Origin of the sequence: Microbacterium trichothecenolyticum, from assembly GCF_041938625.1 — a bacterium.
In the GTDB taxonomy this organism is placed as follows: domain Bacteria; phylum Actinomycetota; class Actinomycetes; order Actinomycetales; family Microbacteriaceae; genus Microbacterium; species Microbacterium trichothecenolyticum_D.
Genome location: NZ_CP169427.1, coordinates 3,920,140 through 3,945,688 on the forward strand (window position 1 = coordinate 3,920,140; position 25,549 = coordinate 3,945,688).

The following is a 25,549-nucleotide window of genomic DNA, read 5'->3' on the forward strand; positions in this document are numbered from 1 at the left end:
GATCGCGAAGTACCCCCGCCGGGGTATGCGAGTGTCTCCGGCCGGGGGACGCGTGGTGCACGTCCCCCGGCGAGGCTGATGGAGACCCCTGGGAGGAGACCCATGACCACCCCCCTCATCTCGATCAGGGACGTACACAAGACGTACGGCCGTGGCCCCAACCGCTTCGAGGCGTTGCGCGGCGTGAGCCTGGAGATCAACGCCGGCGAGAGCATCGCCATCATTGGCAAGAGCGGATCGGGCAAGTCCACGCTCATGCACCTGCTCGCACTGCTCGACGCCCCGACCGACGGGAACATCGCGCTGGAGGGTGTCGACACGAGTCGGCTTCGCGGCCGGGCGCTGAACAGGACCCGCAACAAGACCTTCGGGTTCGTCTTCCAGCAGTTCTTCCTGACGCCCAACACGTCGGTGCTCGACAACGTCGTGCTTCCGTTGAAGATCGCGGGTGTCAGGCGCGGCGAGCGCAAGCGCCGCGGCATCGCAGCCCTCGAGCAGCTCGACCTCGCCGACAAGGCGCGCAACAAGTCGACCAATCTGTCGGGCGGCCAGAAGCAGCGCACTGTCATCGCACGCGCGCTGGTCAACAATCCCAGGGTCATCTTCGCCGACGAGCCGACGGGCAACCTGGATACGGTCACGGGCGGTGTCGTGGAGGACATCCTGTTCTCGCTCAATCGCGAGCACGGCATCACGCTCATCGTCGTCACGCACGACGATGACCTCGCCGCCCGCTGCGACCGGCGCATCCACATCCGCGACGGCGTCATCCTCCCCGAGGAGGTGGCGGCATGAAGACCGGCGACCTGATCACCTCAGCCGTCTCGAACGCCTTCCGTTCGAAGACGCGCACGCTCTTGACGATCCTCGCGATCTTCGTCGGCGCCTTCACCCTGACGATCACCAGCGGGCTGGGGACCGGCATCAACCGCTACATCGACGACACCGTCTCGTCGATCGGCGCGGAGGACGTCATGGCGGTCACCAAGACCTCGGACTCCACCGCCGGGGGCATCCCCACGGGCGATCCCGTCGAGTACGATCCCGACGCGGTCGCCAGCGCGCAGCCCGGCCCGCCTGGCGCCGCGGGATCGGTGATCGCGATCACACCCGACGACCTCAAGACCCTGTCCAGCATCGACGGCGTGCTGCGCGTGGAGGCGACCAAGACCGTCACCCCGGACTTCATCCAGCACGATGGCGGGACTCGCTGGGTCATCGGGGCGGGGTCGCTCATCGCCGGCCAGACGGTGGAGCTCGCCGCGGGAACCATCCCGGACAGCGCTTCCGACGAGTATCAGGTCGCCGTTCCGCTTACCTTTGTGGACGCGCTCGGCTTCGATGACGCCGACGCGGCGATCGGCCAGACGGTCACCATCGCGGTGAGCGACCCGACCCGTGTCCAGCACGAGGTGGAGGCGACCGTGGTCGGCGTCGCTGAGGAAGCCTTCACGGGCGGCGGTGCGAGCGCGCTCCCCAACCAGGCTCTGACGGACGAGCTGTTCGGGCTGCAGAACAGCGGCGTCCCCGCCGATGAGCAAGAGCGGTTCGCCAGCGCCAGCATCTGGTTCGACCCGGACGCCACCGCCGAGCAGATCGATGTTCTCCAGGCGGACCTCGAGGACGCTGGATTCACGGGAACCACCGTGGCCGATCAGCTCGGAGCCTTCACCGCGGTCATCGACGCGATCGTCCTGGTACTGAATGGCTTCGCTGTGATCGCGCTGCTGGCGGCGAGCTTCGGGATCGTGAACACCTTGTTGATGTCGGTGCAGGAGCGGACGCGGGAGATCGGCCTGATGAAGGCGATGGGCATGGGCAGCGGGCGAGTCTTCAGCCTCTTCAGCCTCGAGGCGATGTTCATCGGGTTCCTCGGCAGTGCGGTCGGCGTAGGGATCGGGATGCTGGTCGGAAGCGCGATCAGCACCGCGCTGGCAGACGGGCTGTTCGCCGATCTGCCTGGACTCTCGCTGATCGCATTCGATCCGGCATCCATCGTGACGATCATCCTGATCGTCATGGGAATCGCTTTCGTCGCCGGAACGCTGCCCGCAGCGCGAGGGGCGAAAGCCGATCCCGTCGACTCACTCCGTTACGAGTGAGACCACGGTGCGGCGGAATACGACCCCCGCGCTTCGCCGCACCGGCGGCCCCGATCGGAGTGAACGGGGCCGCTCCCGATGGGGTCTCACGGATTCGGACGCGGGAAGCGCCTCAATGGATGGCGGTGAAGCGACGCCGACGATGCGCGGGCGTCTCGATCTCGTCGAGGATCGCCAGAGCGAGGTCGGCCGCCGAGATCGTGGAGGTTCCCTCTTCGTCTCGGAGGAGGATGTCGCCACCGAGCACGTACGAGCCTTTCGACGGCGTACCCAGCCAGGATCCGAAATCCGCGGGCGGGCTCACATAGAACCAGTCGACCGAGGCGGGGCTGTCCTGCAGGAGGTCGAAAACCTTCAAGCCGGTCTCGATCTCGGGCTTGGCATCCGCGGGGAGCTGGTCACGCGCCACATCCCACAGACGAGGTCCACCGTCGGCGACGAGGAGCGACGAGGCCCCTCCGATGTACCCCAGACGTGTCGGGGTTCCCGCCAGCCTCCCGATGAGGCCTTCGATGACGGCTTCCTGCTTTCCGCCGGCAAGGTCGGAACGCGGTGAGAGTGCGACGACGACGACGTCTCGTCCAGCCACCGCATCTTCGAGGACCCCGCCGTCGAGGACGGATCCTGTGCGATACTCAACGCCGTCGATCTGCTCGGCAGGCGCCGACCGGCTCACAGCCGTGACCAGATGCCCGCGTCGCCGACCTTCGGCGACGACCGCCGCGCCCGCGTAGCCGCTTCCTCCCAGCACCGTGATGCGTGCCACCTCGACTCCTTCCGTTCCGCTCATCTCATTCATCATTCTGCCCGTCTCGATCGCCGAGCTCCTCCGGGCCCGTGGGGCCGTCCCCTGCGACGACGCGCGTGCGCGATGTCCGCGACTTCGGTCACACGAGCGGGGACGAACGGTCCAGGGCCAGCCAGGTGCGGCTGTGATAGACCAACGGAGCATTGAGCGCGTCCCCGTCGTCGGCGGGCGCTTTCGCGTGCGTCACATTCACGACAATCAGACGAGAGGTGCCCGCCTCGAGGGTGTTGACGATCTCGCCCCTGAGCCGAACGGGGGGCTCGACGAAGTAGGGCTCCCCCGTGGGCAGCACACTCCACGAGTCGCGATCGGCGAAGCGGTCGACACCGCTGGTCGCGCAGAGTCGCGCAAGTTCGACGTTCGTGGTGTCGAGCAGGTGGACGACGACCGACGACGATCGAAGGATCGTCGGCGTCGCCGACGAGAGCGAGGACACCGAGAAGACGAGAAGCGGCGGTGTCGCACTGACGGAGAACACCGAGGTCGCGGTCATGGCCACGGGGCCGTCGCCCGCGTCGGCTGTGATGACGGCGACACCGGCGGCATGGTTACGGAAGGCCAACCGGAACTCGTCCGCCGAGATCCCCTCAACCAGCTCCGCATCGGCAGCGAGCGCGGCAGCGGGCGCCTCGTGGAAACGGCGATCGGATGTGATGTTCGACAGCATTGTCATTGTCCCTTCGTCCTCGTCCTCTCGCCGGCCAGGGGGCCTGCGGAGGTCGTGGGAAGAGTCAACTTCTCCGAAGCGGGCTGGACTCGCCCCGAGCAGCAAAAATCGCTGCCGCAGATTGGTTCGGTGAGCCAAGACAGCCCCGCCAGCGCCGACGGACGATGAGTGCAACCGAACGACACACAAAGAAGGGTTGTCGACGATGATCGAAGAAGATCTCACCCGTCCGCCAGCAGAACGAGGCGTCCGAGTAGAGGGCGGGGCCGTCTGATGGCCCGCGTTCAGCATCTCGCCGTGCGCGTGTCCGACATCGAGCGCTCCACGAAGTTCTATGTCGAGACCTTCGGAGGCAAGGAGGTTCTGCATCCCTACCACACCGGCGTCGAGATGACGGAAATCATCATGGGAGTCAAGGACACCGACTATCGGATCGGCTTCGTCGAGCTACCCGACGGTTTCGGCCTGGAACTGTTCCAGTTCATCCCGGACCGAAACCCCGTCATCGGCGTCCCGCAACCCCAGGCGTCCTTCATGCACTTCGCCATCGCCGTCGACGACGTCGCCGCAACACTGGCGCGCGGCGTCGCGCTCGGCGGCGAGAGCTTCGGCGACCCGAACGGCTGGGCCCCGAGCGACCCCGGCAAGTACGCCTACCTGAAGGATCCCGACGGCAACATCCTCGAGCTCAACGACACCACTTGGGAGCGCATCCTGACGTCGGCGACCGAGCTGTACCCCGAGGCCAAGCTGTAGCGAACGGACGGGATGCAGCAAGAAGGGCTGGGGTTCTCACCCCAGCCCTTCTTCCTTCCTGCCGGAAGCGTCAGCCGCCGACGCGATTGCGACGGCCGAGATAGGTGGACAGCCCGACCGCGACGAGCAGCACGACACCGTTGAAGACGTTGGTCGCCCAGCTGCTCGCACCCATCAGCGTCAGACCGCTGACCACGATGGATACGAACACCGCGCTGATGACCGTACCGATCACGTTGAAGAATCCCGGTGTGATGGCGGTGGCGCCGAGGAAGACGGCGGTGAGCGCGGGGAAGAGCAGCGCGCCGCCGTCCACGGCGGTCGCGCTCCCCAGCCGTCCCAGCTGGACGATGCCGGCGATGCCTGCGATGACGGCCGACACGACGAACGTCATCCACACGCTCCGATCGACCCGGATGCCGACGAGGCGGGCGCTGGAGGCGTTGGACCCGATCGCGTAGAGCGATCGCCCCGACGGAGTGTGCTGGAAGAAGTACCAGATCACCGCTGCCGCGACCACGACGAGATAGAACACCACGGGGAGGCCGAGCCACCTCAGCGAACCGAACGCGATCAGCGCGGAGTCCGCGGGAAGCACGAAGGTCTTGCCGGCGCAGTACCAGATGGAGACGCCCGACAGCAGAGTGGCCATTCCGAGGGTCGTCACGAACGGGTTCATCTTGAATTTGACGACGAACAGCCCGTTGAGGAATCCGATCGCCGCAGACAGGAGAAGAGGAAGCACGATCGCCACCCACAGCGGCACGTGCAGCTCGACCTGCAGGCCGGCCGAGAACACGAAGCTCGCGATCGCCGTGGCGCCGACCGAGAAGTCGAAGACGCCCGCCACGAGGGTGAACAGGGCCGCCAATGCGACGAGGGCGACGACGGCATTGCTCCCGAGCACGACGTTGAAGTTGTTGATCGTGGGGAAGGCGGTGCTGGCCGGGGGGACGACCGAGAAGAAGACGATCACCGCGATGGTGATGAAGATCAGGGCATACTTCTCCAACACCCCCACCACGGCGCGCGACGAGGTGGCGGTGCTGGTGGGTGGAGCGGTCGTCTTCGGCGACTCGGCGGTCGTCGTGGCTTGCGCGGTCATGCGGCACTTCTTTCTTCGGTTTTCGGGCTGGAGAGCACCGCTGCGGCGAGCTCGTCGACGGACGTCTCGGCTGCGGCGACTTCACGGACGATGCGTCCGTCTGAGACGACGACGATCCGATCGCAGAGTGCATGGAGCTCGCCCAGGTCGCTGGAGACGATGACCGCCGCGTTGTCGTTGCGGGCTGATTCGCGGATGACGTCGTAGATCTCCGCGCGGGACATCGCATCGACCCCCTGGGTCGGCTCGTCCAGCAGCAGGAGACGAGGATCGCGCTGCATCCACCGGGCGAGAATCGTCTTCTGCTGATTCCCTCCCGACATCGATGCGAACAGGGCGTCCGGACCGGCGACCTTGATACGGAAGCGGCCGATCAGATCGACGGCGAACCTCCTGGCCAACGCCCCGTCCAGACGACCTCGGCGCCGCAGACGTGGGAGGACGGCGACGGAGAGGTTCTGGCTCACCGTGAAGTCGGCGAATGCCGCGTCGCGTGATCGGTCCTCGGGGACGAGCGCGATTCCCGCCTTCATCGCCTGCTTGACCGTTCTCGGCGAGAAGTCCCGACCGTCGAGCAGCATCCGCCCCCGCTCCGGGCGGAAGCACCCGAATGCCAGCGAGAGCAGTGTCGACCTGCCCGAGCCCGCGAGCCCGGCGACACCCACGATCTCGCCGCGGTGCACGGTGAGGCTCACGTCCGTCAGCGGTCCTGCTGCGATCCCCTCGAATGCGAGCAGGGGGGCCGAGCGCGCATGCGAGATCGATCCTGTCGGCTCGAGAGCGCGCACCTGGCTCCCGGCCATGTAGGCGATCAGCTCCTCCTCAGACGGGGAGGAGTCGATCAGGTGCGCGGCCACCTTGCCGTCGCGGAACACGGTGAAGTCGTTCGAGACGGCGAGAACCTCCTGCATGCGATGGCTCACGATGACGAAGGTCTGTCCCTGCACGGCGCGCAGCCGCACCCTCTCGAGAAGCTCCGTCGACTCGCGGCGCCCGAGCGACGCGGTCGGCTCGTCGAGGACCACGATGAGCCGCCCCGACTCCTCGTCCTGCAATGCCCGGGCGATCGCGACGAGCGTCTTGTCGGCGGGTCGCAGCCGATGGATCGGGGTGTCCGGTGTACCGGCGATCCCGTACGCGGCGATCAGCGAGGCGACCCGCTCCCGGAGACGCTTCCAGTCGATGCCGCCCGCCGCGTGGACGGGGTAGCCGGATGCCAGCGCGATGTTCTCCTCGATCGACAGGTCGTCGAAGAGTCCCAGATCCTGGTGGACGAAGCGCAGTCCGGCTCGTTCGGCATCCTCGGGACCGTACCCGGCGAGGTCGACCGGCACGCCGCCGACCTCCAGCTCCCCGCCGTCTGCCGCGTAGACCCCGGCGAGGACTTTGATCGTCGTGCTCTTGCCCGAACCGTTGCCGCCGAGCAATGCATGGATCGTTCCGGGACGGACCTCCAACGAGACGCCGTCGAGAACGCGCACCGGTCCGAAGCTCTTCACGAGCGCGTTGAGCCGCAGCACCGGCGGTTTCGATTCCGGAGGCTGAGCCGCCCCCGTTCCCGCGGTGAGGTGGGTCATCCCTTGCCCCAGGAGGCGAGGTAGGCGGACTCCCAGTCGCCGCCGTCGAACGGGCCGGACGCGGGCAGGTTGTTGTCGGCATCGACCACCACCATCGGCTGCGCGCTGTATGCCGGCGACTGATCGGCGAGAACCCGGATCGCAGTGTCGACGGAGGCCCACTGCGCCCACCGCGTGGCTTCACCCACCGCGCCCAGGGTGATTCCGGCGTTCGATCCGCTCCGGATCAGGTCGAGAGTGGTCGTGTCGGAAGGCCCGCCCACGACGATCGTCAGGTCCTCGACGCCCGACTGCGCGATCGCCTGGTAGAGCCCGCCGGTGAGGAATCCGCCACCCGGGATCTGCAGCACGTTCACGTCGGGGTTGGCCAGGAGCGCGGTCGTCACCTTCTGGATGAAGCTGCCGCTGGCTGCTTCGGGGTCGGTGACGTCGACGTTCACGACCACCTTGCCGCCGAGCTTCTCGAACTCGGTGACGAACCCGTCGGTGATCAGGGGGCCGAATCCGTTGGTCGTGTGGGTGAGTGTGATCGCTCGCGGGGCGTCTTCGGTGATGCCGTACGCCCAGTCCGCACCCAGCTGACCGTAAAGGGCCCACTTCTCGTCGAACGAAGTGCCTTCGAGCCACTGCGGCACGGCGTCCCACAGTGCGGGGTCGCAATCGTCAGGCCCACCGCCGCCCACGATCGTGATCCCCGCATCGCGCGCCTCTTTGAAGGCGGCTTGCGCCGCCATGCAGCCGAAGCCCATGGGGATGATCACATCGGCGCCGGCCGCGATGGCCTGCCGGATGGCGGTGGCGAACCCCTCCGGACTGAGTTTGCCGTCCGCGACCTCGACATCCCAGCCCGCCGCTTTGCCCCCCTCGACCAGGCCGGCTGTGCCTTCGGCGCACCCGGAGTTGGACTCGCCGCACGAGATGACGTACAGGCTGACATCGTCGGCGACATCGGCCGGTGGGAGCTCCAGGTCGCCGCCGAGTCCGGCATAGGCCTTGTCGAGTGCGGCTTGCGCCTCTGCCGACCGTTCCTGCGTCGCGGCGCCCTCGGGCGTCGCTCCTGTCGCGCATCCGGCAAGAGTCATCATGACGACGGCGGCTGTCACGAACGCCAGCGGCCCGGCGCCCGCTCGGTCAGCTCGGTGATTCGAATACATGATCGTGTCCGCTTCTTCCTGCGGCCGCCATCGGCCGCAATCGGGTTCCCGCTCCGAGAGCCTCGGTTTCATCCTTGAAACGCGAGTGTGTTCACTGTCACTGCACATCGGGCTGGGAGGCTTGCTCGGAGAGACCAAAGTGCGCGGGTCACGTTGACCCCCGGGGGCAACGGATCCGTCCGCGTGTCCACAAAGAAGGTCCCCGGCAGCGCACACCGGGGTGGTGCGCTGTCGGGGACCGGGTTCGAGTGAGGCGGGTGGTCAGGCTCCGAGCAGATCGAGTCCGAAGTGCGCCCTCGCCGCCTGGACCTCGATGACCGGGACATGCTCGGCAATCTGCGCCTTCGACATCTGTGAGACGAGGAAGTAGTCCTGGAGGGCAACGCCACGCCGAGCGACCGACGAACCGACCGAACGGAACAGCAGCTCGGTCGCTTCGTGCGCGAGACGGCACGACGCGTACATCATGCTTCCGACCGTGAGCCACTCCTCGAAGGGAGGGATGTCACCCGACACGTGCCGCTCACCCAGACGCTCGTACTCGCGCGCCGCGCCGAGGAGCGTCGCCTGGGCGGCGTCGATCGTCGCGCGGGCGTGGCCCCAGATGCCCTGACTCTCGGCGTGCAGGTACCGCTCGACGATCGGCGGGTGCAGCCGCTTCTTCGTCAGGATCGTCTCTTCGTAGGCGTCGAACGCCGCCCATGCGGTGCCGACCTGGACTGCGGCCAGCGAGGCGGGGTACAGCGCCTGAATCTGACCGAGATACAGCGGGTTTCGAGTGGAGCGCGTTCCGTGTGTCCCGTCGGGAAGGGTCGAATAGCCCCACTCGAACATGGAGGAGACGTGCGACGCCGGCACGAAGACGTTCTCGGCGACGACCGCGTTGGATCCGCTTGCTCCGAGCGCCATCGTGACGTGGGCGCCCCACTCGGGGTCGATGGTGTAATCGTCGCGCGGGAGGAGGACGACCACAGGCGCCGGTTCCTTCCCCTCCTCGAGGAGGATCGCGGTCACCATGGCGTGGGTCGAGTACGGCACACCCGACGAGTACGGCCACTTGCCGTTGATGACGTACCCGCCATCAGTCGGAGCCAGTGTGCCGTGTGGCGATGCAGAGTGCGGCGCGATGAACACCCCGTCCTCGCCGAACGCATCCCGAGCGACCTCCTCGGGGAAGTGGGCGACCAGCGGGATCGTGTGGCCGGTACCGAGCGTGAGGCACCAGCCGATGCCGGGGTCGCCCCGGGAGATCTCGATCATCGTGCGGTAGTACGTCTCGAGGCCGAACTCGTAGCCGCCGTACCGGCGCGGCTGCACCAGCCGGTAGAACCCGGCGTTCCCGAAGATCTCGTGGAGCTCGGCCGAGTACGTGCCGGCCTCGGCCGCGGCCACGCGATTCTCTCGCAGGACGGGACGCAGCGCGGCCGCCCGCTCGATGACTTCCTGCGGAGCGAGGCCGGGCTCCGGTACGCGGAGACCGCCCATGACGGCGGTGGTGTCGTTCGACGACATTGTCGTTCCCTTCGTGAGATCCGTCCCGGAGCGTTCCGCCCTCGGAGGAGGAGTGGGACGAGTCAACTTCGCACGCGCACCCGCCGCTTGCCCCGTCCGGCAAAATCGACCCCGGCGCTTTGACCCGGCGAGGCAAGTCGGTCGCGCCGATCCGCCTTCCGGCCTGCGCGTGCTTGCCCTGCCACACCCGGCGCGTATAGTGCTTGCCACGCGCCCTAACCAAGTGCTCGGGCGCTCGCGAGGAGGCGGGAGGGGGTCATGCATGCCTGACAGCGGATCCTGGGTACGCAGACTCAGCCCCTCCGCACCCGTCGAGGAGTTCGAGCCGGATTGCCTGCCCGAGACGTGGAATCGCACGGTCGCCGCGATCGGAGTCGGACCGGCTGCATGGGTCGTAGAGTTGTCGGACTCTCTTGCGCCGCTGGCCCTGGACCCCGAGATCGGCCCCGCCCGACGCGACGAAGCACTCGCCGAGGTGCGACCGACGACGCAGGCCGTGGTGATGCAAGCACTGGTCGCGCTCGATCAGGGGCTTCCCGTGCCGACATCCGTTCCGCCCGAGACAGCCGTGCAGATCGCCCGGGCCGTGCGCAGACGAGTGCCCGTGGCGACGATCCTGAAGTATCAGCGCACATCGCACGCCTACCTCAGCGACGTCCTGGTCGAAGCGTGCCGCCAGCTGGTGCCTCCGGAGGAGCAGACGCAGCAGCTGTCACAGCTCTCCCGGCTCCTGGTCGACCACGTCAGCGGATTCTCGCTGGCGTGCACTGCGGCGTTCATCGTCGAGGAACAGTCGTGGCTCGCGAGCATCGACGGCTCGCGGGGCGAGCTCGTGCGTTCTCTTCTCGCTGGTGAGCCGCCGGCAGGCGACCCCTCGAAGACACTCAGGTACGACCTCTCGAACCGGACTCACGTCGGACTGGTTCTCAGACGCGAGGCACGCGACGACGATGCCTCCCATGAAGCTTTGGCCAGGGTAGCCGCGGCGCTGCTGACCCGCATCGGCGCGACCGGTCAGCTCGTGATCCCCGCGGACGAGCATGAGGTGTGGGCCTGGGGCTCCTTCGTGAATCCCCGTGATGCCGATGTGCGCTCGATCGGCAGCAGCCCAGACACCCTCGTCGCCGTCGGGCGCCCGGCATCCGGCCTCGAGGGATTCCGCAGCACGCACGAGAACGCCGGCACGGCGGCACGGGTCGCACTTCTTGCGAACGTTCCCCACTCGCGCGATCGCACAGTCTTCTTCGACGACGTGCGACTGACGGCGCTGCTCATGGCCGACCCGGTGGCCGCAGCGCGCTTCGTCCAGGACGAGCTGGGAGCGCTCGGTGGCCCCCGCGAGGCGGTCCTTCGCGAGACCGTCCGCGTCTACCTCGAATGCAACTGCAGCCCGGCGAGCGCCGCGACCCGGCTCAATGTCGTCAAGAACACCGTCGTGTACCGCATCCGGCGCGCCGAGGAGCTCCTCGGACGCAGCGTGAAGGAGCAGCAGGGCATGCTCTGGTCGGCGCTGCACCTCGCCGAGACATTCGATCTGGCTGACGCGTCCCACCCGGCCTGAAGGCGAGGGGGCCGGGGCTCTTGTCCTCCCGGCCCAACACTGTCGGCAGGATTGGGCCCTGCGGCGCAAGCCGGGCGACTGCCGTGGCCGCTTGAATCGACGCAGAACCGCGGACCCGACGCCCCATCGAGACGTGCCGAGCCCGCAGCCACACCCCACGGCTCCTCATCGGATGCCCGAGACCTCGAGGAAGAGGAACCAGCATGACCACGACCACCCGGACGTACCTCGTCGTCGGCGGAACCAGCGGGATCGGGCTCGAGATCAGCCGCGCGCTGACAGCGCGCGGTGACCGCGTCGTCCTGACAGGGCGCGACGCGGAGCGCGCGACCGAGGTCGCGGCGGGGCTCGGCGAATCGGCGGCGGGAATCGCGCTCGACCTCGCCCAGCCCGAGACCATCGCGGCCAGCCTCGCCGGCGTGGGAGACGTGCACGGTCTCGTGATCGCCGGCGTCGAGCGCGATTCCAACACGGTCCGCGACTTCGACATCGCGGGCGCCACCCGCATCGCGACCCTCAAACTCGTGGGGTATGCCGAGACGATCCATGCGCTCGGTGAGCGGCTCGCGAACAGCACTGAGACCGGAATCGTGCTCTTCGGCGGAGTGGCACGCTATCGCCCGTACCCGGGCTCGCTCACGGTTTCGACGGTGAACGGCGGGGTGGAGGGCCTCGGAACGGCGCTCTCGGTCGAGTTGGCGCCGATCCGGGTGAACGTCCTGCACCCGGGCATCATCGGCGACTCGCCGTTCTGGTCGGGCAAGGAGCAGGCGCTGGCCGCTTATCGCTCCCGCACCCCCGGTGGCGAACTCGCCACCGTCGCCGATGTCGTCGGCGCAGCGCTCTTCCTGCTCGACAACCGCGGTATCTCCGGCGAACAGCTCCACGTCAACCGGGCCACGCTGGCGTCCTGACCCGCACACCTCTGCCGCCCGCCCTGCGAACGGCGTTTTGAAGGGACACAGTTCGATGAGTGCACTGACAGATCGACACCATCTCGGCGGCCCCGCGGGCGAGGGCAGGCACTTCGTCGTGTGGATGAGCGCCCGCGACGAAGTGTCGGCTCTCGTCGCCGGCTACGTCGTCCGGATCGACGAGCGCGCTCCGACGGGCCTGCGCATCCTCGCGGAGGGCGTCCCGCCCGCGGTCGTCGCCGGGCTCCTCCGAGAGCTCAGGATCGGGCATCTCCAGGACTACGACGTGGCGGTGATGTTCAGCGATTGGCGTCTGCGCGCACTCGCCCCGGCAGACACGCCCCGCTCACCGCTGGGCACGTTCCTCTCGGTACGCGTCGAATACTGAGCGCGCACCGCCACCCGGCGCAACGGGCTCCCCGTCGCGCCGCCAGCCGTCGCCGCGGGTCGTCACTCCTCGCGGCGGGGAGTCGTCAGCCGGCGTGTCAGATCAGGTCACGCCGGCTGACTTCGGCGATCGCGCTCCAGTCGAAGTCCTTCAGTTCGGGATCGGCCAGGGCGCGATCGAACACCGCCACGAGCGCTTCGAGGGTCGCCGGACGCACACCACCCGCCTCGGCCACCTCCTGCGCAAGGCCGAGGTCTTTGCGCCCCAGGACCATCTGGAAGCCGGGGGGAGTGTATTGGCGCCGCGCGATGAGATCTCCGTACACGGCGTAGACGGCTCCCCCGAAGAGGGTGCTGGAGAGCAGCTCGGTGAACAGCGCGGGGTCTACCCCCTGCCTCTCGGTCATGGCGACCGTCTCACCGATCGCCTGCATCGCGTGGATGATGTTGTAGTTGACGGCAGCCTTCACCGCGTTGGCCACGAACGGACGCTCGCCCAGTCGCCAGGTGCGCGTCCCGATGGCCGCCAGGTACGGCTCGAGACGCTCGACGGATGCCGCGGGCCCCGCAGCCAGGATGTTCAGCTGGCCCGCCTTCGCGATCTCAGGCCGGCCCAGCACCGGCGCAGCCACGTACACCGCCCCGGCCGCTTCGAACTGCGACGTCAGCCTGTCGGCGAGCGCGGGACTGATCGACGCCATCATGACGTGGGTGCGTCCCGCGAGGCCGGCGACGGTGACGGGATCGAAGACCGACTCCACGGCCTCGTCGTTGGCGAGCATGGAGAACGACACATCGGCCGACAGCGCCTCCCCCGCGTCCCGGGCAGCGGTGGCGCCGCGATCGACGAGCGCCGCGACAGAGCCGCTCGATCGGTTCCAGACGATCACCTCGTGCCCGGCATCGACGAGCCGCCCCGCTATGCCCGACCCCATCGAGCCCAGTCCCAGGAACCCGACAGTGCTCATGCCTCACCGCGCCCGGCGCGGGTGTTGAGGTGCGACTGCGAGTCTCGACGCAGATCGAGCGGGCCGTCGATCGTGTAGTACCGCTTGCCCGCGACGAGCAGGTCCTCCGCGGGGAACTTGGTAATGACTTCGCATCCGTCCGCGGTGACGACGACCTCCTCCTCGATGCGTGCGGCGCCCCACCCGTCGGCCGACGGCCAGTAGGTCTCGAGCGCGAACACGTTGCCCTCTTGCAGCACCTCGGGGTGATCGAGCGAGGTCAGCCGGGAGAAGATCGGCTTCTCCCAGATCGACAGGCCGACTCCGTGTCCGTACTGCAGGGCGAACGCCTCCTCCTCGTCACCGAAGCCGAACTCCTGGGCGGTCGGCCACACGGACACGATGTCGGCGGTCGTCGCCCCGGGGCGAACGAGTGCGATCGCCTGATCCATGTACTCGCGTGCGCGGACATACGCGTCCTTCTGCGCGGAACTCGCCGACCCGACGGCGAACGTCCGGTAGTAGCAGGTGCGATAGCCGTTGAAGCTGTGCAGGATGTCGAAGAACGCGGGGTCGCCCGGGCGGATCAGCCGGTCGCTGAAGACATGCGGGTGCGGGGAGCATCGCTCGCCCGAGATCGCGTTGACCCCCTCGACGTACTCCGAGCCGAGATCGTAGAGTGTCTTGGCGACGAGCCCCACTGCCTCGTTCTCTCTCACACCGGGACGGAGGAACCGGTACAGCTCTTCATAGGCGGCGTCGACCATCGAGGCCGCCTGGGTGAGCAACCGGATCTCGTCGGGCGTCTTGACTCGACGGGCCTCCATGAAGACCTGCTGCCCGTCGACGACCTGAACGCCCTCCTGCTGCAACGCGAAGAGGATCGGCAGCTCGATCACATCCACGCCGAGCGGCTGCGCGGCGAGCCCGAACTTCTCGAGCTCGCGCTTGATCTTCTTCGCGACCTTCGCAGCGATGTGCGCGTCGGGGGGGAAAGCGCCCCGCAGCGTCGAGATGCCCGCGCGGGCGCCGCTCTCGAGCCGCCGACGCTTGGCGCCTTCATGTGGCGCGTGGGGATCGGCATCCATCTCGGCCGTGGTCGTGTCGAGCCAGGGGTTGTACAGCGCGTGGTGTTTCGCCGCCGATCCGAAGTCCCACACGATGGGGTCAGTGTTGCGCGTGAGGAGCGAGAAGCGGATGAGCTTGTCCATCGCCCACGTGCCGATGTGCGTGCCGCTCATGTAACGGATGTTCGAGAAGTCGAACGCGAGCACCGCGCCGAGCTCGGACCTGTCGAGCTCGGCTTTCAGCCGCGCCAGCCGCGCGTCGCGCAGACGATCCATGTCGATACGAGTCTCCCAATCGACGGCGTTCGTTCCGGTCGTTCCGGTGCTCCTCATCGAGGCCTCCTCGTGACGGCGCGCGGTCTGGTACTTTACGCGCGTATAGTCTCACTGTACACGACTGTCGGCTTGGCGGTATACACTGACCCAAAACCCAGAAGGGGTCGCATGTCAGAAAGCCTGGGTGCACGCATCCGCGCCGCACGCACAGCACGCGGAATGAGCCTGCGCAGCGTCGCGCAGTCTCTGGGAGTCTCGGCGTCGCTGGTGTCGCAGATCGAGATCGGCAAGACGCAGCCGTCTGTGTCGACGCTCTACGCCCTCGCCAGCCACCTCGGTGTGTCGATCGATGAGCTCATGGGCATGCCGGCTGCGGCTCCCGCGTCGAGCGATGGCGCCCCGATCGACCACGGCAGCCCCAGCGCACGCATCGTTCAGCAGGCGGCGGACAACCCGGTGATCGAGATGGAGAACGGCGTCCGCTGGGAGCGCCTGGCCGTCGGCGTCGGCGGGCCGGTGGACGCCATCCTGGTGACCTACGCGCCCGGCGCCACCAGTTCGGTCGAGGGCAAGCTCATGCGACATGCGGGAGTGGAGTACGCGTATCTGATCGAGGGCGAGCTCACCCTGCAACTCGAGTTCGACACCCACATCCTGCGGCCCGGCGACTCGCTGCACTTCGACTCGATCCGCCCCCACCTCTACCTCAACCACACCGACGCCCCCGCCAAGGGCGTGTGGTTCGTCCTCGGCCGTCGCCAGCAGAACCTCGCCCTTCCGGACTCCCCTCTGGCCGCACCCCCTGCATCCGGTGCGACGCCGGCTTCGGCGGTCGACGTGCTCCGCGCGATGGACGAGCTGACGACCTGAGCCGTCGCCCGCGTCGCGCCAGGCGAACGGGACCTCGCTCGGGGGTGGCACCTTCGTCAGGGGGTGGATGCCGCGGAGAACGTCGTCATCGATACTCCCCGCATCAGATGAGGATGGTCAGCGGGTTCTCGATGCGTCGCTGGAACGCGGCGAGCCACTGGGCGGCGACGGCGCCGTCGAGCACCCGGTGATCCGCGGAGAGCGTGACTGTCATGACCTGCCCCACGGCGAGCTGACCCGTCTCGTCCACGACGGGCATCGGCCGCGCCGCTCCCACGGCGAGGATCCCGGACTGGGGCGGGTTGAGGATCGCGCTGAACTCCGACGTCCCGTACATCCCGAGGTTGGAGACGGAGAAGCTCCCGCCTTCGAGCTCGTGCTGCTTCAGTCGGCCGGCGCGAGCGCGTTCCGCCAGCTCGGCGACCGTGGCGCTCACGTGCGTCAGCGGCATCCGCTCGACGGATCGCAGGACGGGAGTGGTGAGTCCGCCCTCGGTCGCAACGGCGACCGAGAGGTCGACCGACGAGAAGGTGCGGATGCTGTCGCCGTTCCAGATCGCGTTGGCAGCCGGAACCTCGACCAGCGCCCCGGCCACGGCCTTCAGGACGAAGTCGTTCACCGAGATCTTGCGAGGCGCGGTCTCGTTGACCAACCGACGCAGTTGCAGCAGTGCATCCACGCGGCAGTCCGCGACGAGGTAGAAGTGGGGAACCGACGACTTGCTCTCGGTCAGGCGTCGGGCGATCGCCTTGCGCATCCGATCGAGCGGGACGTCCTGGTGCGACGCATCGGCGACCGCCGGCTGCGGCGTCGGTGCCGAGGACGCGGGGGTGGCGACGGGAGCCGGGTGCGCGTCGGCCGGCGGCGCGGCGAACGCGGCCTGCGCGAGGTGCTTCTCGAGGTCGCGGCGCACGATCCGCCCCTGTGGGCCCGTGCCCTGGATGTCGCCGATGGCCACACCGCTCTGCGCGGCGAGCCGGCGAACGAGAGGACTCGCGAAGAGGCGGCGCCCGTCGCCGTCACCGTCTGCCGCGGGAGCTGCGGCGCGCTCGGCAGCCGGGGCGGGCTCCGCAGCCGGCGCGGGGGCGGCAGCCGGGGCGGGGGCGGGAGCCGCGGCGCGCTCGGCAGCCGGTGCGGGGGCGGCAGCCGAGGCGGGCTCCGCAGCCGGCGCGGACTGAGACGCGACACCGATCTCGGAGAGGGCTCTCTCGATGTGCTCGTCGGTCTCCCCGGACGCGAGCATCACGATGATCGGGTCGCCGACGGCGACGCTGTCGCCTTCCGGGACGAGGAGACGGCCGATGATGCCACCCGTCTCGGCGGTGAGCTCCACGATCGCCTTGTCGGTCTCGATCTCGGCCAGCGCCTGATGGATCGCCACGACTGCGCCGGGCTCGACGAGCCAGGTCTGGATCGCGGCTTCCTCGGCGCCGGCCAGCACCTCGGGCATGCGGATGATGTCAGCCATGGTCAGGCTCCGAATCCGGCGCGGACCGATTCCAGTCCCGCGACCACTTCTTCGGTACGGGCGATGGCGGCGCGTTCGAGAACACGGGAGATGCTCGGCGACGCTTCCTCGCCGGTCACTCGCGCGACGGGCTGGTCGAGCCAGTCGAAGTAGCGGCGCTGGATCTCGTCGGCCAGCCACGCGCCGTACGACGTGCCCTGTGCTCCCTGTTCGACGATGAGCACGGCGTTCGTCTTCTTGATGCTCTCGCCGAGCGTGCCCCAGTCGATGGATGCGCGGTCGAGCCAGCGCAGATCGATGAGCTCGGCGTCGATGCCGGTCTGCTCGATCGCCTCCTTCGCGTGGGCGATCATCGACAGGTAGCTGATGACCGTCACGTCCGAGCCCTCGCGCAGGACCGCAGCCGACCCCGGCGGGATCACGTAGTCGAGGTCGCCCTCGGGGATCTCGTCGGTCGTCCCGTACAGATCGACGTGCTCGATCACGAGTACCGGGTCCTGGAGGGCGAGCGCGGCGTTCATGAGTCCGATGTAGTCGGTGGCGTTGGATGCGGCGACGATGCGCCAGCCGGGACTCGTGGCGAAGATGCCCGCGGGGTCCATGAGGTGCTGCGATCCGTACCCGGATCCCATCGCCACCTTGGTGCGCAGCACGAGCGGAACCGGGTTGTCGCCGCCGAACATGTGCCGGGCCTTCCCGATCTGGTTGAAGACCTGATCGGCGGCGACCCACATGAAGTCGGGGTACATGAACTCCACGACGGGGCGGAACCGCCCGTCGAGGGCGAGGCCCCCGGCCAGACCCACGAAGGCGTTCTCGCTGATCGGCGTGCCGAGCACACGGCCCTCGCCGTGCGCCTTGACCAGACCCTTCGTGGCGCCGTTCGTCCCTCCGTTGAGGCGGTGCACGTCCTCCCCCATCACCACGATGCGAGGATCTTCCGTCATGCGCCGGTCCATCACCTGTGCGACGGCATCCACGAACTTGATCGTGCGGGTAGGGGCGGCGCCGTCGAGTCCGGGCAGACCCACGACCTCGCTGCCGTCGCCGCGGACGCCGACGTTGACGAAGCTCGTCTCGGGCCACAGTTCGGGACGCACGCGGCGCTTGCCCGGGCGGTCGGGGTCGCTCTCCAGCAGCTGCTCCACGGCCTCGGTCATCGCGCTCTGCACGCGTCCGCGGAGCCCGGTCACGTCGTCCTGGGTGAGCAGGCCGCGCCGGATCATGTGCTGGGCGACGAGGTCGAGCGGGTCGCGCGCCCGCCAGGCCGCTTCCTCTTCCTTCGTGCGGTAGCCGAAGGCGCTGCCGGGGTAGGGGCCGTTCTGGTGGAAGAAGCGGTAGACCTCGGCTTCGATGATCGTGGGGCCTCCGCCGGAGCGCATCCGCTCGGCTGCCTCTTCCATCGCGAGATGCACGGCGAGCGGGTCCATGCCGTCGACGCGCCAGGAGGGGATGCCGAACCCCTGACCCCGGACGGAGAATCGCGGGTCGGCGGTGATCTCGTCGGCGTGGGTGGAGACGGCGTACAGGTTGTTCTCGACGAAGAAGCAGACCGGCAGCTTCCACGCCGCAGCCAGGTTCATCGACTCCAGCACCGACCCGATCTGCGCGGCGCCGTCGCCGAAGTAGTTGATCGTGAGGTCGGTCGTGCCGGACTGCTTCTGCGCCCAGGCGTTGCCCGTCGCCATCGGAGCGCCGCCGCCGACGATCGCGTTGGTACCCAGCGCTCCGGCCTCGAACCACTGCAGGTGCATGGATCCGCCCCGACCGCGGCAGTACCCCTGCGCCAGGCCGAGGATCTCGGCGAGAGTGCGCTGCAGCACGGTCTGGATGGCGGGAGTGACGGGGTGCGCCGGATCGATCACTCCGTCGGCCACGTGAGTGAGCGCCTTGGCGAGGAACTGATGATGCCCGCGATGCGACCCGTTCACGCCGTCCGCGGAGCGCAGGCCCATGATCGACCCGACCGCGCCGCCTTCCTGGCCGATGCTCGAGTGCGCGGGGCCGTGGACGATGCCCTCACCGGCCAGCTCCAGCACCGACTCCTCGAATGCACGGATCAGATGCAGCTGAGTGAGCATCGTTCCGAGGAAGGCCGGCTTCGCGGCATCCCAGTCGGCGCGTGTCGTCGACAGGTCGAACCAGTCGACGCCTGTCTGCAGTCGCTTCTTCTTCGGCATCGTCGCCCATTCCGGTCAGCGTCGCAGCGAACCGCTGTGATCACCACCACCGTAAGCCAGGATTTGATCCAATACAAGCCTTTCGCTTCTCATATACGAGGCTTCTGCGGCTAGAATCGACTCACTGGATACAATCCACCGAGAGCAAAGGGGCCTACGGATGCCTGAGAAGAAGGCGCGAGGCATTCCCGGCCTTCGCGGGACGGATCACATCGGCTTCACCGTGCCCGACCTCGAGGAGGCTCACCACTTCCTGGTCGACATCCTCGGGTGCGAGATGATCTACGAGCTCGGCGCGAAGCGCGCGGACGACGATTGGATGCAGACGCACCTGGGCGTGCATCCGCGCACCGTCGTGCGGGAGATCCGGTTCTACCGGCTCGGCAACGGCGCGAACTTCGAGGTGTTCTTGTACGAGGCCGCCGACGGGCAGGCGCCGCAACCTCGCAACAGCGACATCGGCGGTCACCACATCGCGTTCTACGTGGACGACCTGGATGTCGCCGTGAGCTACCTTCGTGAGAACGGTGTCGCCGTCATGGGGGATCCGACCGCGAGCAAGCAGTCGGCCGAGGGCCAGCGCTGGATCTACTTCCGCAGCCCCTGGGGCCTCCAGTTCGAGCTCGTCAGCTTCCCGGCCGGCAAGGCGTACGAGAATGGAGCCGAGCGGGTGCTCTGGCATCCGGCACATCCCGACCGATGACGGAAGGAACCCGGATGCCGCCAAGCGTGACGACCCACGGTGCCACCGGCGCGCGGGTCGCGGCGACTCTCCGCGAGGCGATCCTGTCCGGAGAGTACGCCCCCGGCGAGCGCATCAGGCAGGACGAGCTCGCCGAACGGCACGGTGCGAGCCGACTGCCCGTGCGAGAAGCCCTGCGCATGCTCGAGGCAGAGGGCCTTGTCACCCTGGTCGCCAACACGGGCGCGTGGGTTTCGAAGCTCAGCGTCGAGGAATGCCAGGAGATGTACCAGGTGCGGGAACGATTGGAACCGCTCCTGCTTCGACTGAACGTGCCGCTGCTGACCGAAGACACGATCGACGGCCTCCAGTTCCTCGCCGATTCGATGGAGGCCTGCGAAGACGTAGAGCGCTTCCTGCGCCTCGACCGCGAGTTCCACCTGTCATGCCTGAACGCCGTATCGACCAGCCTGCTCGGAGACATCGTGCTCAACCTGTGGAACCGCACGCAGCACTATCGGCGGGCCGCCACGCGCCTGTTCTACCTCGACGGCGACCGGAGCGTGCACCACGACCATCAACTCCTCGTCAACGCGCTGGACAAGCGGGACGCGGAGGAGGCTGAACATGTGCTGGCGCGGCATATTCGTCGAAGTCGGCTCGAGCTGGCCCGCCATCCGGAGCTATTCGACAGTCGCTAAGGAGAGCCGGCGGCGCGACGCGCCCGCTCTTCTCTGCGCGATTGCCGGGCATCCTGCCCTGCACATCGACCGGGTCGAGGATGTCCTGGCCACGCTACTTCCACGCCGTCGACTTCCCCCGCTCGCAGGCGCCGACGCGCAGTGCAACGTCGCCTTGATGGACGTCGCCACCCCACCGTCGACGGTGTTTCGGGGTCTTCATTCAACGCCTACGCGGGCCCGAAGAACATCAGCGAGTTGCCGTTCGCCGATCATGACGGTGGCCGTCGGGCGGATGCGCGGAATATCGAACTCCTACGCACTGCGAGGACGGCCCGGCGACCGACTGGCTGCCCACAGCCGTTTCTACGGTCGACTGCCTGAACCGCCGCGCGTGGCCGAGACCACGCTGCTGGTCGTCGCAGATGCGTGAGATGCGCGAGCGACCGTTCTATGGTCCGATGAGCGCGCGCCTGGGCGAGCACCAGCAGTCTCACCTCACACCATCATCATGCATGTGCTCATATGACCAAGAACACAACCGCGTCGCCGCATCGCACACAGCTCAACCCAACGTTGAAGTCGCGCATGGCCGAGCCGCACCGGCCACAGGGGAACTTCGCCTCCGGACGATTGCTCACCGCCGCCTCGTCGTGGATGTTCGCCCTACGAGAGTCGAAGGGCCCGGCGGACGCCCGAGCAGAGCACGCTTCGCCGCCATCGTCGGCGACGCCAGCCGTGGCCTTTCCTTGCTTGCCTACTTTGTTTCGCAACTTTCCTAGCGTCCCTCTGTGACAAGAGTGCCGGCTCAACGAGCCACAAGCTGATCCGAGTGTCTCAGGGGTCGAGACATCCGGCTGATGTTCGGCGCGTGCCAGCGACGCGGCCTGGCCTTTGGGCTAGAGGTGATCGAGCACCTCCGCACGAGTGAGAGTGGGGGCCGACACGACCAACGACGCCAGCGGCGGAACCCCCGCCGGCGTTGAGCGCCATGACCGGTAAGCCTCATCGTCGGCGATTGTTGCCCACCGCTCCACGAGCACGAATCGCGTCGGGTCGTCGACGTCAACCGAGACCTCGACGCCAAGGCATCCCGGCTGAGCCCGAGTGCCCTCAAGTGTCTTGCGGATGAGCGCAGGAGCCTCGCCGAGGAGGTCGGGATCGAGTCGGACTACGAACACAGACAGCACAGTCATGATTCATGTGTAGTCGTACTTCTATCGAGTGTCAAGTAACGCTTCACGACGTGGAGCATGGCTGAATTCCAGCCATGCGCGACACGATCCGCGGGCATCTTCGCATCTTTCGCCGACCGAGGAGTCGGCGATTCTTCAAACACGTGACTGTCTGCCTAGACCCCGCCGCGTAATAACGCCGGTTGTCCGAGCGTCACCCCGTTCTGGTTGAAGGAGTCGACTGCGAACCACGTCTCCTGGTCGGCGTTGAGGGACGGCACGTCGAGGTGCGTCCTGTCGTACACCAGCCAACTGCGGTAGAGCTTGTCCGGGCTCGCGCCATAGCGGATGTTGTACCCGTGGGCGCCGGCAGCGGCGTTCCAGGTGAGACGTGCGGTCAGTGCGTCCAGACGCACCGCGTCAGCCGCCACCGGGGGCGGGGCACTGCCTTCTCCGTGTCCGAAGAGGCGGAGTCCGCTCACCGCGAAGGCGCCGCCGAAGGGAAGCGCACGCGCGGTGACCCGGATGAAGCGCAGCGGGTGAGGCTCGTCCAGAACGATGAGCGCATGCGGACGGTCTTCGCCCGTGCCCGAACCGTCGAACAGTACGGTCCAGTCAGCACCGTCGCGTGATCCCTCGACCAGGACCTCGGCTGCGTCGTGGGTCGGGTAGATTCCACGCCAGGTGTGACCGCCGTCGGCACCCTCATGCAACCGCGGTGCCGATTCGGCGAGCGCGTGATCAGCCAGGTTCACCTGGATCGACTTCGCGCGTTCCCGGATCTGGGTCGTCACGAATGCCGTCGAGGTCAATGGCGAGATCTACGTCGGCACGCCGAAGTCTCACAAGATACGAAGCGTGCCGATGCCCCGCTTCCTGCGTGATGAGCTGGCGGGGCGCGTTGCACGACTCGGCCCTGACGATCTGGTGTTTCCGAGTAAAGCCGGGACCTACATGAGGCGCGTGCGCACCGCGGCGTCGAAGTCGTGGTTCAAGACCGCTGCAGAATCGATCGGCATGCCGCAACTCCACATCCACGACCTACGCCATACCGCGGCGTCCCTCGCCGTGCAGGCCGGCGGGAACGTGAAAGCGATTCAGCGGATGCTGGGTCATGCCTCGGCCGCGATGACCCTGGACGTATACGCCGATCTCTTCGACGACGACCTCGATGCCGTGTCGACCGCTTTGGATCAGGCGCGGGCAGCGCAACTCGATGCGCGCAGAGGCACCCGCCCAGACCAGACGACGCCCCCCACATCAAGCGACTGACCAGCCTGTACCGCCTGCCAAGGCATCGTCGCGGAACCCCCGCTACGGAACGGATGTGGGCAGAATGTGGGCACGGCCCCTGTTGAAGAGTTTCGAGCACCCAAGAAAACCGCGGAAAATCAACGGTTTCGAGCGGAGAGGTAGTGCGGAGACGGAGGGATTTGAACCCTCGGTCCCCTTGCGAGGACTCCACCTTAGCAGGGTGGTGCACTAGGCCTGACTATGCGACGTCTCCAGGCATCCGGCCGCGAGGGCGCGGATGCACCCAGCAATCATAACCGAGACCGGGACCGCTTCTTGCACCGGGGAGCCGGGCCCGGGTATCACGCACGACAACCGCCGACTCATCCTGGTATGCCGTTCACACAGTACGGAGTGCTCAGCGGATCCCTCGTGTCGCATGAGCGGGACGACCCGGACGAGTTCGGGCGCTGGTGGCACGTCAACCTCAAGCTCCGCAGCGGGGCGCGCGACTACCGTGTCGCGGTCGATGTCGACAGCAAGAACTCCGCCGCCGGAGTGCAGTGGAAGACCATCCGCACCACGGGCGCGAAGCTCGGCTGGCCGGCTCCGCCGGCGCCGGGCTTCACGAAGCTCGCCTCCACCCCCACCTCGGGCGCGATCGACGTCATCCGCCACCGCGAACTGCGGGTCGTCGGCATCCGCCGGCTCCTGCAGTGGCTGTTCCGCGCACGGGACGCTGTTGCCGCCGACCGGTCGCCCTTCTGGGTTCCGTTCCTCAGACCGTGGCGCTCGGGCGACCAGCTCCAGGCGTCGCAGGCGCTGGAGGCGACGCTGCGCGTGGGGGCGCTCACGCTCGTCTGGGGCGAGCCGTTCCCCGAGGGCGCGGCGCCGGCGTCGGTGCGCGGCATCCATAACGTCCATCAGAACCAGGGTGATCCCGCCGGTTCGCAATGGTTCGCCGAGAACGGGATCTGGCAGGACGGGGGCGTCGCGACCCAACAGCCCGACGGCAGCTGGGTCGTGTTCATCTCGAAGTTCTCGACGCAGTCCGACCGCACCGACAGCCAGGGCCACCCGGTCTGAACCCGGATCTCACCGCACCGATCACGACGACGGGACCGCGTCGTTCAGACGGCGCCTGCCACACGGTTGCCGCCCCGGCTCTTCGCGACGTACATGGCCTGGTCCGCGAGCCGGATAAGGCGATCGACGGTGTGCGCAACGGGGCGGCCGGCGGCGGTCGCGATCCCGATGCTCGCGGCGATCGGCAGCGACGAGGGCAGGAAGCGGTATTCCGCCTGGACGGCGTCGCGCAGTCGTTCCGCGATCTCGATCGCGTGCGCCTCGTCGGCGTCGCAGACCACGACGAACTCGTCGCCGCCGTAGCGGGCCACGACGTCGTTCTCGCGGACGCTCGCCTGCAGCCGCCGCGCGACTTCCCGCAGCACCTCGTCGCCTCGCTCGTGCCCGAGGTGATCGTTGACCGACTTGAACCCGTCGAGGTCGATGAAGATCACGGTCGTGTGCGCGAGGTCGTTCAATGCGGCGAGCTCTTCGAGCGCTCGCCGATTCGGGAGGTCGGTCGTCTCGTCGTGCATCGCCGCGTGCTGCAGCCGACGCTGCAGCCGGAGGGTCGCGAGCTTCTGGGCGGCCTGCCCGGCGAGGGCCTCTGCGAGGGGAGTCGCCTCGTCGTCGAACGCGCGCGGGTGCCGGAAGAAGCAGGCGAACATCCCGGCGTCACGGTCGTCGAGGCGCAGCGGTGCGGCGATGAACGCTGAGACCCCGGACTCCCGCATCGCCGCGCTCAGCACCGGCGAGAGCTGGTCGGCCTCGGCCTGTCCGCTGACCTTCACGACCTGACGCGACTCGAGCGGTGCCGCCGTGACCACGGACTCGGCGATCGTGTCCTGCAGCGGGTTCGTGCCCGCCGTACGATGCAGGACGCCGTCATCGCCGTAGAGCGTCACGACGGACTCCTCCGCCTGATACGCGCGAGCGGCGGTGCCGGCGAGGATTTCGCTGAGGCGCTCCTCGTCGTTCGCTGTTCCGAAGGCGATCGACGCGTCCATGATCAGCTGAAGGCGGCTCTGCGTGCGATCGGCAAGACTGTGCATGCGCCGCAGCCGCTTCCCCGACGCGTAACGGTCCGAGGCCTCGAGGGTGGTCATCACCGCACCGCTCCCGCTCTGCTGCCGCACGACCATGACGACGCGATCCGAATCTGCGACGCTGGCCATAAGGGTGGACGTCGTCCCGTCGAGGAAGTCGGGGACGACCACGAGCAGCTCGTCCAGAGCGCGGCCGACCGGTTCGACGCCGATCCACGCACGGAACCACGTGTTCGACGCCACGATCCGGTCACGGCCGTCGACGATCAGCACGCCGACCGGGAGCGCGTCGATGTCCGGTCCGATCATCGGTTCCT

Annotated in this window: 24 protein-coding genes and 1 tRNA gene; 11 read left to right on the forward strand and 14 right to left on the reverse strand. The window is 67.8% G+C overall.

The features are described 5' to 3' along the window. The first annotated feature begins 102 nt into the window (after positions 1 to 102). Both ACEYYH_RS18285 and ACEYYH_RS18290 read left to right on the forward strand, forming a co-directional pair. Positions 103 to 795: an ABC transporter ATP-binding protein gene (locus ACEYYH_RS18285; protein WP_374975725.1), complete on the forward strand. Its 693-nt coding sequence runs from the start codon at positions 103 to 105 to the stop codon at positions 793 to 795. Further along, entirely contained in the window at positions 792 to 2,102 is a 1,311-nt protein-coding gene (locus tag ACEYYH_RS18290) for an ABC transporter permease (RefSeq protein WP_374975726.1), read from the forward strand. The genes ACEYYH_RS18285 and ACEYYH_RS18290 overlap by 4 nt, the downstream gene beginning before the upstream one ends. Positions 2,103 to 2,214: 112 nt before the next feature. On the opposite strand, the gene ACEYYH_RS18295 is transcribed toward ACEYYH_RS18290, so the two are convergent. Together ACEYYH_RS18295 and ACEYYH_RS18300 are read right to left on the reverse strand one after the other, a co-directional pair. Next, complete coding sequence (locus ACEYYH_RS18295; protein WP_374975727.1) at positions 2,215 to 2,868, reverse strand: NAD(P)-dependent oxidoreductase; 654 nt, start codon at positions 2,866 to 2,868, stop codon at positions 2,215 to 2,217. 121 nt (positions 2,869 to 2,989) lie between these two features. After that, positions 2,990 to 3,715 carry a flavin reductase family protein gene (locus tag ACEYYH_RS18300; RefSeq protein WP_374975728.1) on the reverse strand — a complete coding sequence of 242 codons (726 nt, stop codon included), beginning with the start codon at positions 3,713 to 3,715 and terminating at the stop codon, positions 2,990 to 2,992. Positions 3,716 to 3,850: 135 nt separating this feature from the next. Between ACEYYH_RS18300 and ACEYYH_RS18305 the strand changes: the two genes are divergently transcribed. Then, complete coding sequence (locus tag ACEYYH_RS18305; protein WP_308866506.1) at positions 3,851 to 4,333, forward strand: VOC family protein; 483 nt, start codon at positions 3,851 to 3,853, stop codon at positions 4,331 to 4,333. A 70-nt stretch (positions 4,334 to 4,403) separates the two neighbouring features. On the opposite strand, the gene ACEYYH_RS18310 is transcribed toward ACEYYH_RS18305, so the two are convergent. The 4 genes from ACEYYH_RS18310 to ACEYYH_RS18325 all read right to left on the reverse strand — a co-directional run bounded on the left by ACEYYH_RS18310 (position 4,404) and on the right by ACEYYH_RS18325 (position 9,681). Continuing rightward, on the reverse strand, positions 4,404 to 5,438 hold the full coding sequence (locus tag ACEYYH_RS18310; RefSeq protein ID WP_374975729.1) for an ABC transporter permease: 1,035 nt from the start codon (positions 5,436 to 5,438) through the stop codon (positions 4,404 to 4,406). Beyond that, a complete protein-coding gene (locus tag ACEYYH_RS18315) occupies positions 5,435 to 7,015 on the reverse strand; it encodes a sugar ABC transporter ATP-binding protein (RefSeq protein ID WP_374975730.1) in 1,581 nt (526 codons plus the stop codon). The genes ACEYYH_RS18310 and ACEYYH_RS18315 overlap by 4 nt, the downstream gene beginning before the upstream one ends. Continuing rightward, positions 7,012 to 8,118 (reverse strand): sugar ABC transporter substrate-binding protein, encoded by a 1,107-nt coding sequence (locus tag ACEYYH_RS18320; protein WP_374975731.1) that lies wholly within the window; start codon positions 8,116 to 8,118, stop codon positions 7,012 to 7,014. Before ACEYYH_RS18320 ends, ACEYYH_RS18315 begins: the two co-directional genes overlap by 4 nt. A gap of 312 nt (positions 8,119 to 8,430) precedes the next feature. Then, positions 8,431 to 9,681 (reverse strand): acyl-CoA dehydrogenase family protein, encoded by a 1,251-nt coding sequence (locus ACEYYH_RS18325; RefSeq protein WP_374975732.1) that lies wholly within the window; start codon positions 9,679 to 9,681, stop codon positions 8,431 to 8,433. Between the two features lie 262 nt (positions 9,682 to 9,943). Between ACEYYH_RS18325 and ACEYYH_RS18330 the strand changes: the two genes are divergently transcribed. The 3 genes from ACEYYH_RS18330 to ACEYYH_RS18340 all read left to right on the forward strand — a co-directional run bounded on the left by ACEYYH_RS18330 (position 9,944) and on the right by ACEYYH_RS18340 (position 12,544). Further along, positions 9,944 to 11,242: a PucR family transcriptional regulator gene (locus ACEYYH_RS18330; protein ID WP_374975733.1), complete on the forward strand. Its 1,299-nt coding sequence runs from the start codon at positions 9,944 to 9,946 to the stop codon at positions 11,240 to 11,242. A 203-nt stretch (positions 11,243 to 11,445) separates the two neighbouring features. Further along, positions 11,446 to 12,156 (forward strand): SDR family oxidoreductase, encoded by a 711-nt coding sequence (locus ACEYYH_RS18335; protein ID WP_374975734.1) that lies wholly within the window; start codon positions 11,446 to 11,448, stop codon positions 12,154 to 12,156. Between the two features lie 55 nt (positions 12,157 to 12,211). Next, on the forward strand, positions 12,212 to 12,544 hold the full coding sequence (locus ACEYYH_RS18340; protein ID WP_374975735.1) for a hypothetical protein: 333 nt from the start codon (positions 12,212 to 12,214) through the stop codon (positions 12,542 to 12,544). 97 nt (positions 12,545 to 12,641) lie between these two features. Here ACEYYH_RS18340 and ACEYYH_RS18345 read toward each other — a convergent pair whose 3' ends face one another. Continuing rightward, positions 12,642 to 13,511 (reverse strand): NAD(P)-dependent oxidoreductase, encoded by an 870-nt coding sequence (locus ACEYYH_RS18345; protein ID WP_374975736.1) that lies wholly within the window; start codon positions 13,509 to 13,511, stop codon positions 12,642 to 12,644. Continuing rightward, on the reverse strand, positions 13,508 to 14,890 hold the full coding sequence (locus ACEYYH_RS18350) for a M24 family metallopeptidase (protein WP_374975737.1): 1,383 nt from the start codon (positions 14,888 to 14,890) through the stop codon (positions 13,508 to 13,510). Before ACEYYH_RS18350 ends, ACEYYH_RS18345 begins: the two co-directional genes overlap by 4 nt. Before the next feature lie 111 nt (positions 14,891 to 15,001). On the opposite strand from ACEYYH_RS18350, the gene ACEYYH_RS18355 reads away from it, so the two are divergent. Continuing rightward, the gene (locus ACEYYH_RS18355) at positions 15,002 to 15,703 is read left to right on the forward strand and encodes a helix-turn-helix domain-containing protein (RefSeq protein WP_374975738.1); all 702 of its coding nucleotides are present in this window, start codon (positions 15,002 to 15,004) and stop codon (positions 15,701 to 15,703) included. 103 nt (positions 15,704 to 15,806) lie between these two features. Here the strand turns inward: ACEYYH_RS18355 and ACEYYH_RS18360 are convergent, their stop codons facing one another. Continuing rightward, on the reverse strand, positions 15,807 to 17,171 hold the full coding sequence (locus ACEYYH_RS18360; protein ID WP_374975739.1) for a dihydrolipoamide acetyltransferase family protein: 1,365 nt from the start codon (positions 17,169 to 17,171) through the stop codon (positions 15,807 to 15,809). Positions 17,172 to 17,173: 2 nt separating this feature from the next. Next, positions 17,174 to 19,351, reverse strand: coding sequence for a thiamine pyrophosphate-dependent enzyme (locus ACEYYH_RS18365; RefSeq protein ID WP_374975740.1), 2,178 nt, complete (start codon positions 19,349 to 19,351; stop codon positions 17,174 to 17,176). A 160-nt stretch (positions 19,352 to 19,511) separates the two neighbouring features. Here ACEYYH_RS18365 and ACEYYH_RS18370 point away from each other — a divergent pair, with 160 nt between their 5' ends. Beyond that, positions 19,512 to 20,054: a VOC family protein gene (locus ACEYYH_RS18370; protein ID WP_374975741.1), complete on the forward strand. Its 543-nt coding sequence runs from the start codon at positions 19,512 to 19,514 to the stop codon at positions 20,052 to 20,054. 14 nt (positions 20,055 to 20,068) lie between these two features. Continuing rightward, complete coding sequence (locus tag ACEYYH_RS18375; protein ID WP_374975742.1) at positions 20,069 to 20,734, forward strand: GntR family transcriptional regulator; 666 nt, start codon at positions 20,069 to 20,071, stop codon at positions 20,732 to 20,734. Positions 20,735 to 21,612: 878 nt separating this feature from the next. Here ACEYYH_RS18375 and ACEYYH_RS18380 read toward each other — a convergent pair. Both ACEYYH_RS18380 and ACEYYH_RS18385 read right to left on the reverse strand, forming a co-directional pair. After that, complete coding sequence (locus ACEYYH_RS18380; RefSeq protein WP_308866490.1) at positions 21,613 to 21,909, reverse strand: antibiotic biosynthesis monooxygenase family protein; 297 nt, start codon at positions 21,907 to 21,909, stop codon at positions 21,613 to 21,615. A 155-nt stretch (positions 21,910 to 22,064) separates the two neighbouring features. Continuing rightward, complete coding sequence (locus ACEYYH_RS18385) at positions 22,065 to 22,682, reverse strand: hypothetical protein (protein ID WP_374975743.1); 618 nt, start codon at positions 22,680 to 22,682, stop codon at positions 22,065 to 22,067. A gap of 25 nt (positions 22,683 to 22,707) precedes the next feature. On the opposite strand from ACEYYH_RS18385, the gene ACEYYH_RS18390 reads away from it, so the two are divergent. Next, the gene (locus tag ACEYYH_RS18390; protein ID WP_374978257.1) at positions 22,708 to 23,160 is read left to right on the forward strand and encodes a tyrosine-type recombinase/integrase; all 453 of its coding nucleotides are present in this window, start codon (positions 22,708 to 22,710) and stop codon (positions 23,158 to 23,160) included. Between the two features lie 146 nt (positions 23,161 to 23,306). Here the strand turns inward: ACEYYH_RS18390 and ACEYYH_RS18395 are convergent. Then, a tRNA-Ser gene (locus ACEYYH_RS18395) sits at positions 23,307 to 23,395 on the reverse strand. A 119-nt stretch (positions 23,396 to 23,514) separates the two neighbouring features. On the opposite strand from ACEYYH_RS18395, the gene ACEYYH_RS18400 reads away from it, so the two are divergent. Further along, positions 23,515 to 24,207, forward strand: coding sequence for a DUF2278 family protein (locus tag ACEYYH_RS18400; RefSeq protein WP_374975744.1), 693 nt, complete (start codon positions 23,515 to 23,517; stop codon positions 24,205 to 24,207). Between the two features lie 44 nt (positions 24,208 to 24,251). Here ACEYYH_RS18400 and ACEYYH_RS18405 read toward each other — a convergent pair whose 3' ends face one another. Further along, positions 24,252 to 25,541, reverse strand: a complete 1,290-nt coding sequence (locus tag ACEYYH_RS18405) for a diguanylate cyclase (protein ID WP_374975745.1) — start codon at positions 25,539 to 25,541, stop codon at positions 24,252 to 24,254. Between the last annotated feature and the right edge of the window lie 8 nt (positions 25,542 to 25,549).

Excerpts from the sequence above, each read along its gene's own strand:
- ACEYYH_RS18355 (WP_374975738.1), top strand. The coding sequence starts at position 15,002 with ATGTCAGAAAGCCTGGGTGCACGCATCCGCGCCGCACGCACAGCACGC.
- ACEYYH_RS18365 (WP_374975740.1), bottom strand. The coding sequence starts at position 19,351 with ATGCCGAAGAAGAAGCGACTGCAGACAGGCGTCGACTGGTTCGACCTG.
- ACEYYH_RS18345 (WP_374975736.1), bottom strand. The coding sequence starts at position 13,511 with ATGAGCACTGTCGGGTTCCTGGGACTGGGCTCGATGGGGTCGGGCATA.
- ACEYYH_RS18360 (WP_374975739.1), bottom strand. The coding sequence starts at position 17,171 with ATGGCTGACATCATCCGCATGCCCGAGGTGCTGGCCGGCGCCGAGGAA.
- ACEYYH_RS18350 (WP_374975737.1), bottom strand. The coding sequence starts at position 14,890 with ATGAGGAGCACCGGAACGACCGGAACGAACGCCGTCGATTGGGAGACT.
- ACEYYH_RS18290 (WP_374975726.1), top strand. The coding sequence starts at position 792 with ATGAAGACCGGCGACCTGATCACCTCAGCCGTCTCGAACGCCTTCCGT.
- ACEYYH_RS18285 (WP_374975725.1), top strand. The coding sequence starts at position 103 with ATGACCACCCCCCTCATCTCGATCAGGGACGTACACAAGACGTACGGC.
- ACEYYH_RS18340 (WP_374975735.1), top strand. The coding sequence starts at position 12,212 with ATGAGTGCACTGACAGATCGACACCATCTCGGCGGCCCCGCGGGCGAG.
- ACEYYH_RS18310 (WP_374975729.1), bottom strand. The coding sequence starts at position 5,438 with ATGACCGCGCAAGCCACGACGACCGCCGAGTCGCCGAAGACGACCGCT.
- ACEYYH_RS18370 (WP_374975741.1), top strand. The coding sequence starts at position 19,512 with ATGCCTGAGAAGAAGGCGCGAGGCATTCCCGGCCTTCGCGGGACGGAT.
- ACEYYH_RS18335 (WP_374975734.1), top strand. The coding sequence starts at position 11,446 with ATGACCACGACCACCCGGACGTACCTCGTCGTCGGCGGAACCAGCGGG.
- ACEYYH_RS18380 (WP_308866490.1), bottom strand. The coding sequence starts at position 21,909 with ATGACTGTGCTGTCTGTGTTCGTAGTCCGACTCGATCCCGACCTCCTC.
- ACEYYH_RS18315 (WP_374975730.1), bottom strand. The coding sequence starts at position 7,015 with ATGACCCACCTCACCGCGGGAACGGGGGCGGCTCAGCCTCCGGAATCG.
- ACEYYH_RS18325 (WP_374975732.1), bottom strand. The coding sequence starts at position 9,681 with ATGTCGTCGAACGACACCACCGCCGTCATGGGCGGTCTCCGCGTACCG.
- ACEYYH_RS18330 (WP_374975733.1), top strand. The coding sequence starts at position 9,944 with ATGCCTGACAGCGGATCCTGGGTACGCAGACTCAGCCCCTCCGCACCC.
- ACEYYH_RS18405 (WP_374975745.1), bottom strand. The coding sequence starts at position 25,541 with ATGATCGGACCGGACATCGACGCGCTCCCGGTCGGCGTGCTGATCGTC.
- ACEYYH_RS18305 (WP_308866506.1), top strand. The coding sequence starts at position 3,851 with ATGGCCCGCGTTCAGCATCTCGCCGTGCGCGTGTCCGACATCGAGCGC.
- ACEYYH_RS18375 (WP_374975742.1), top strand. The coding sequence starts at position 20,069 with ATGCCGCCAAGCGTGACGACCCACGGTGCCACCGGCGCGCGGGTCGCG.
- ACEYYH_RS18400 (WP_374975744.1), top strand. The coding sequence starts at position 23,515 with ATGCCGTTCACACAGTACGGAGTGCTCAGCGGATCCCTCGTGTCGCAT.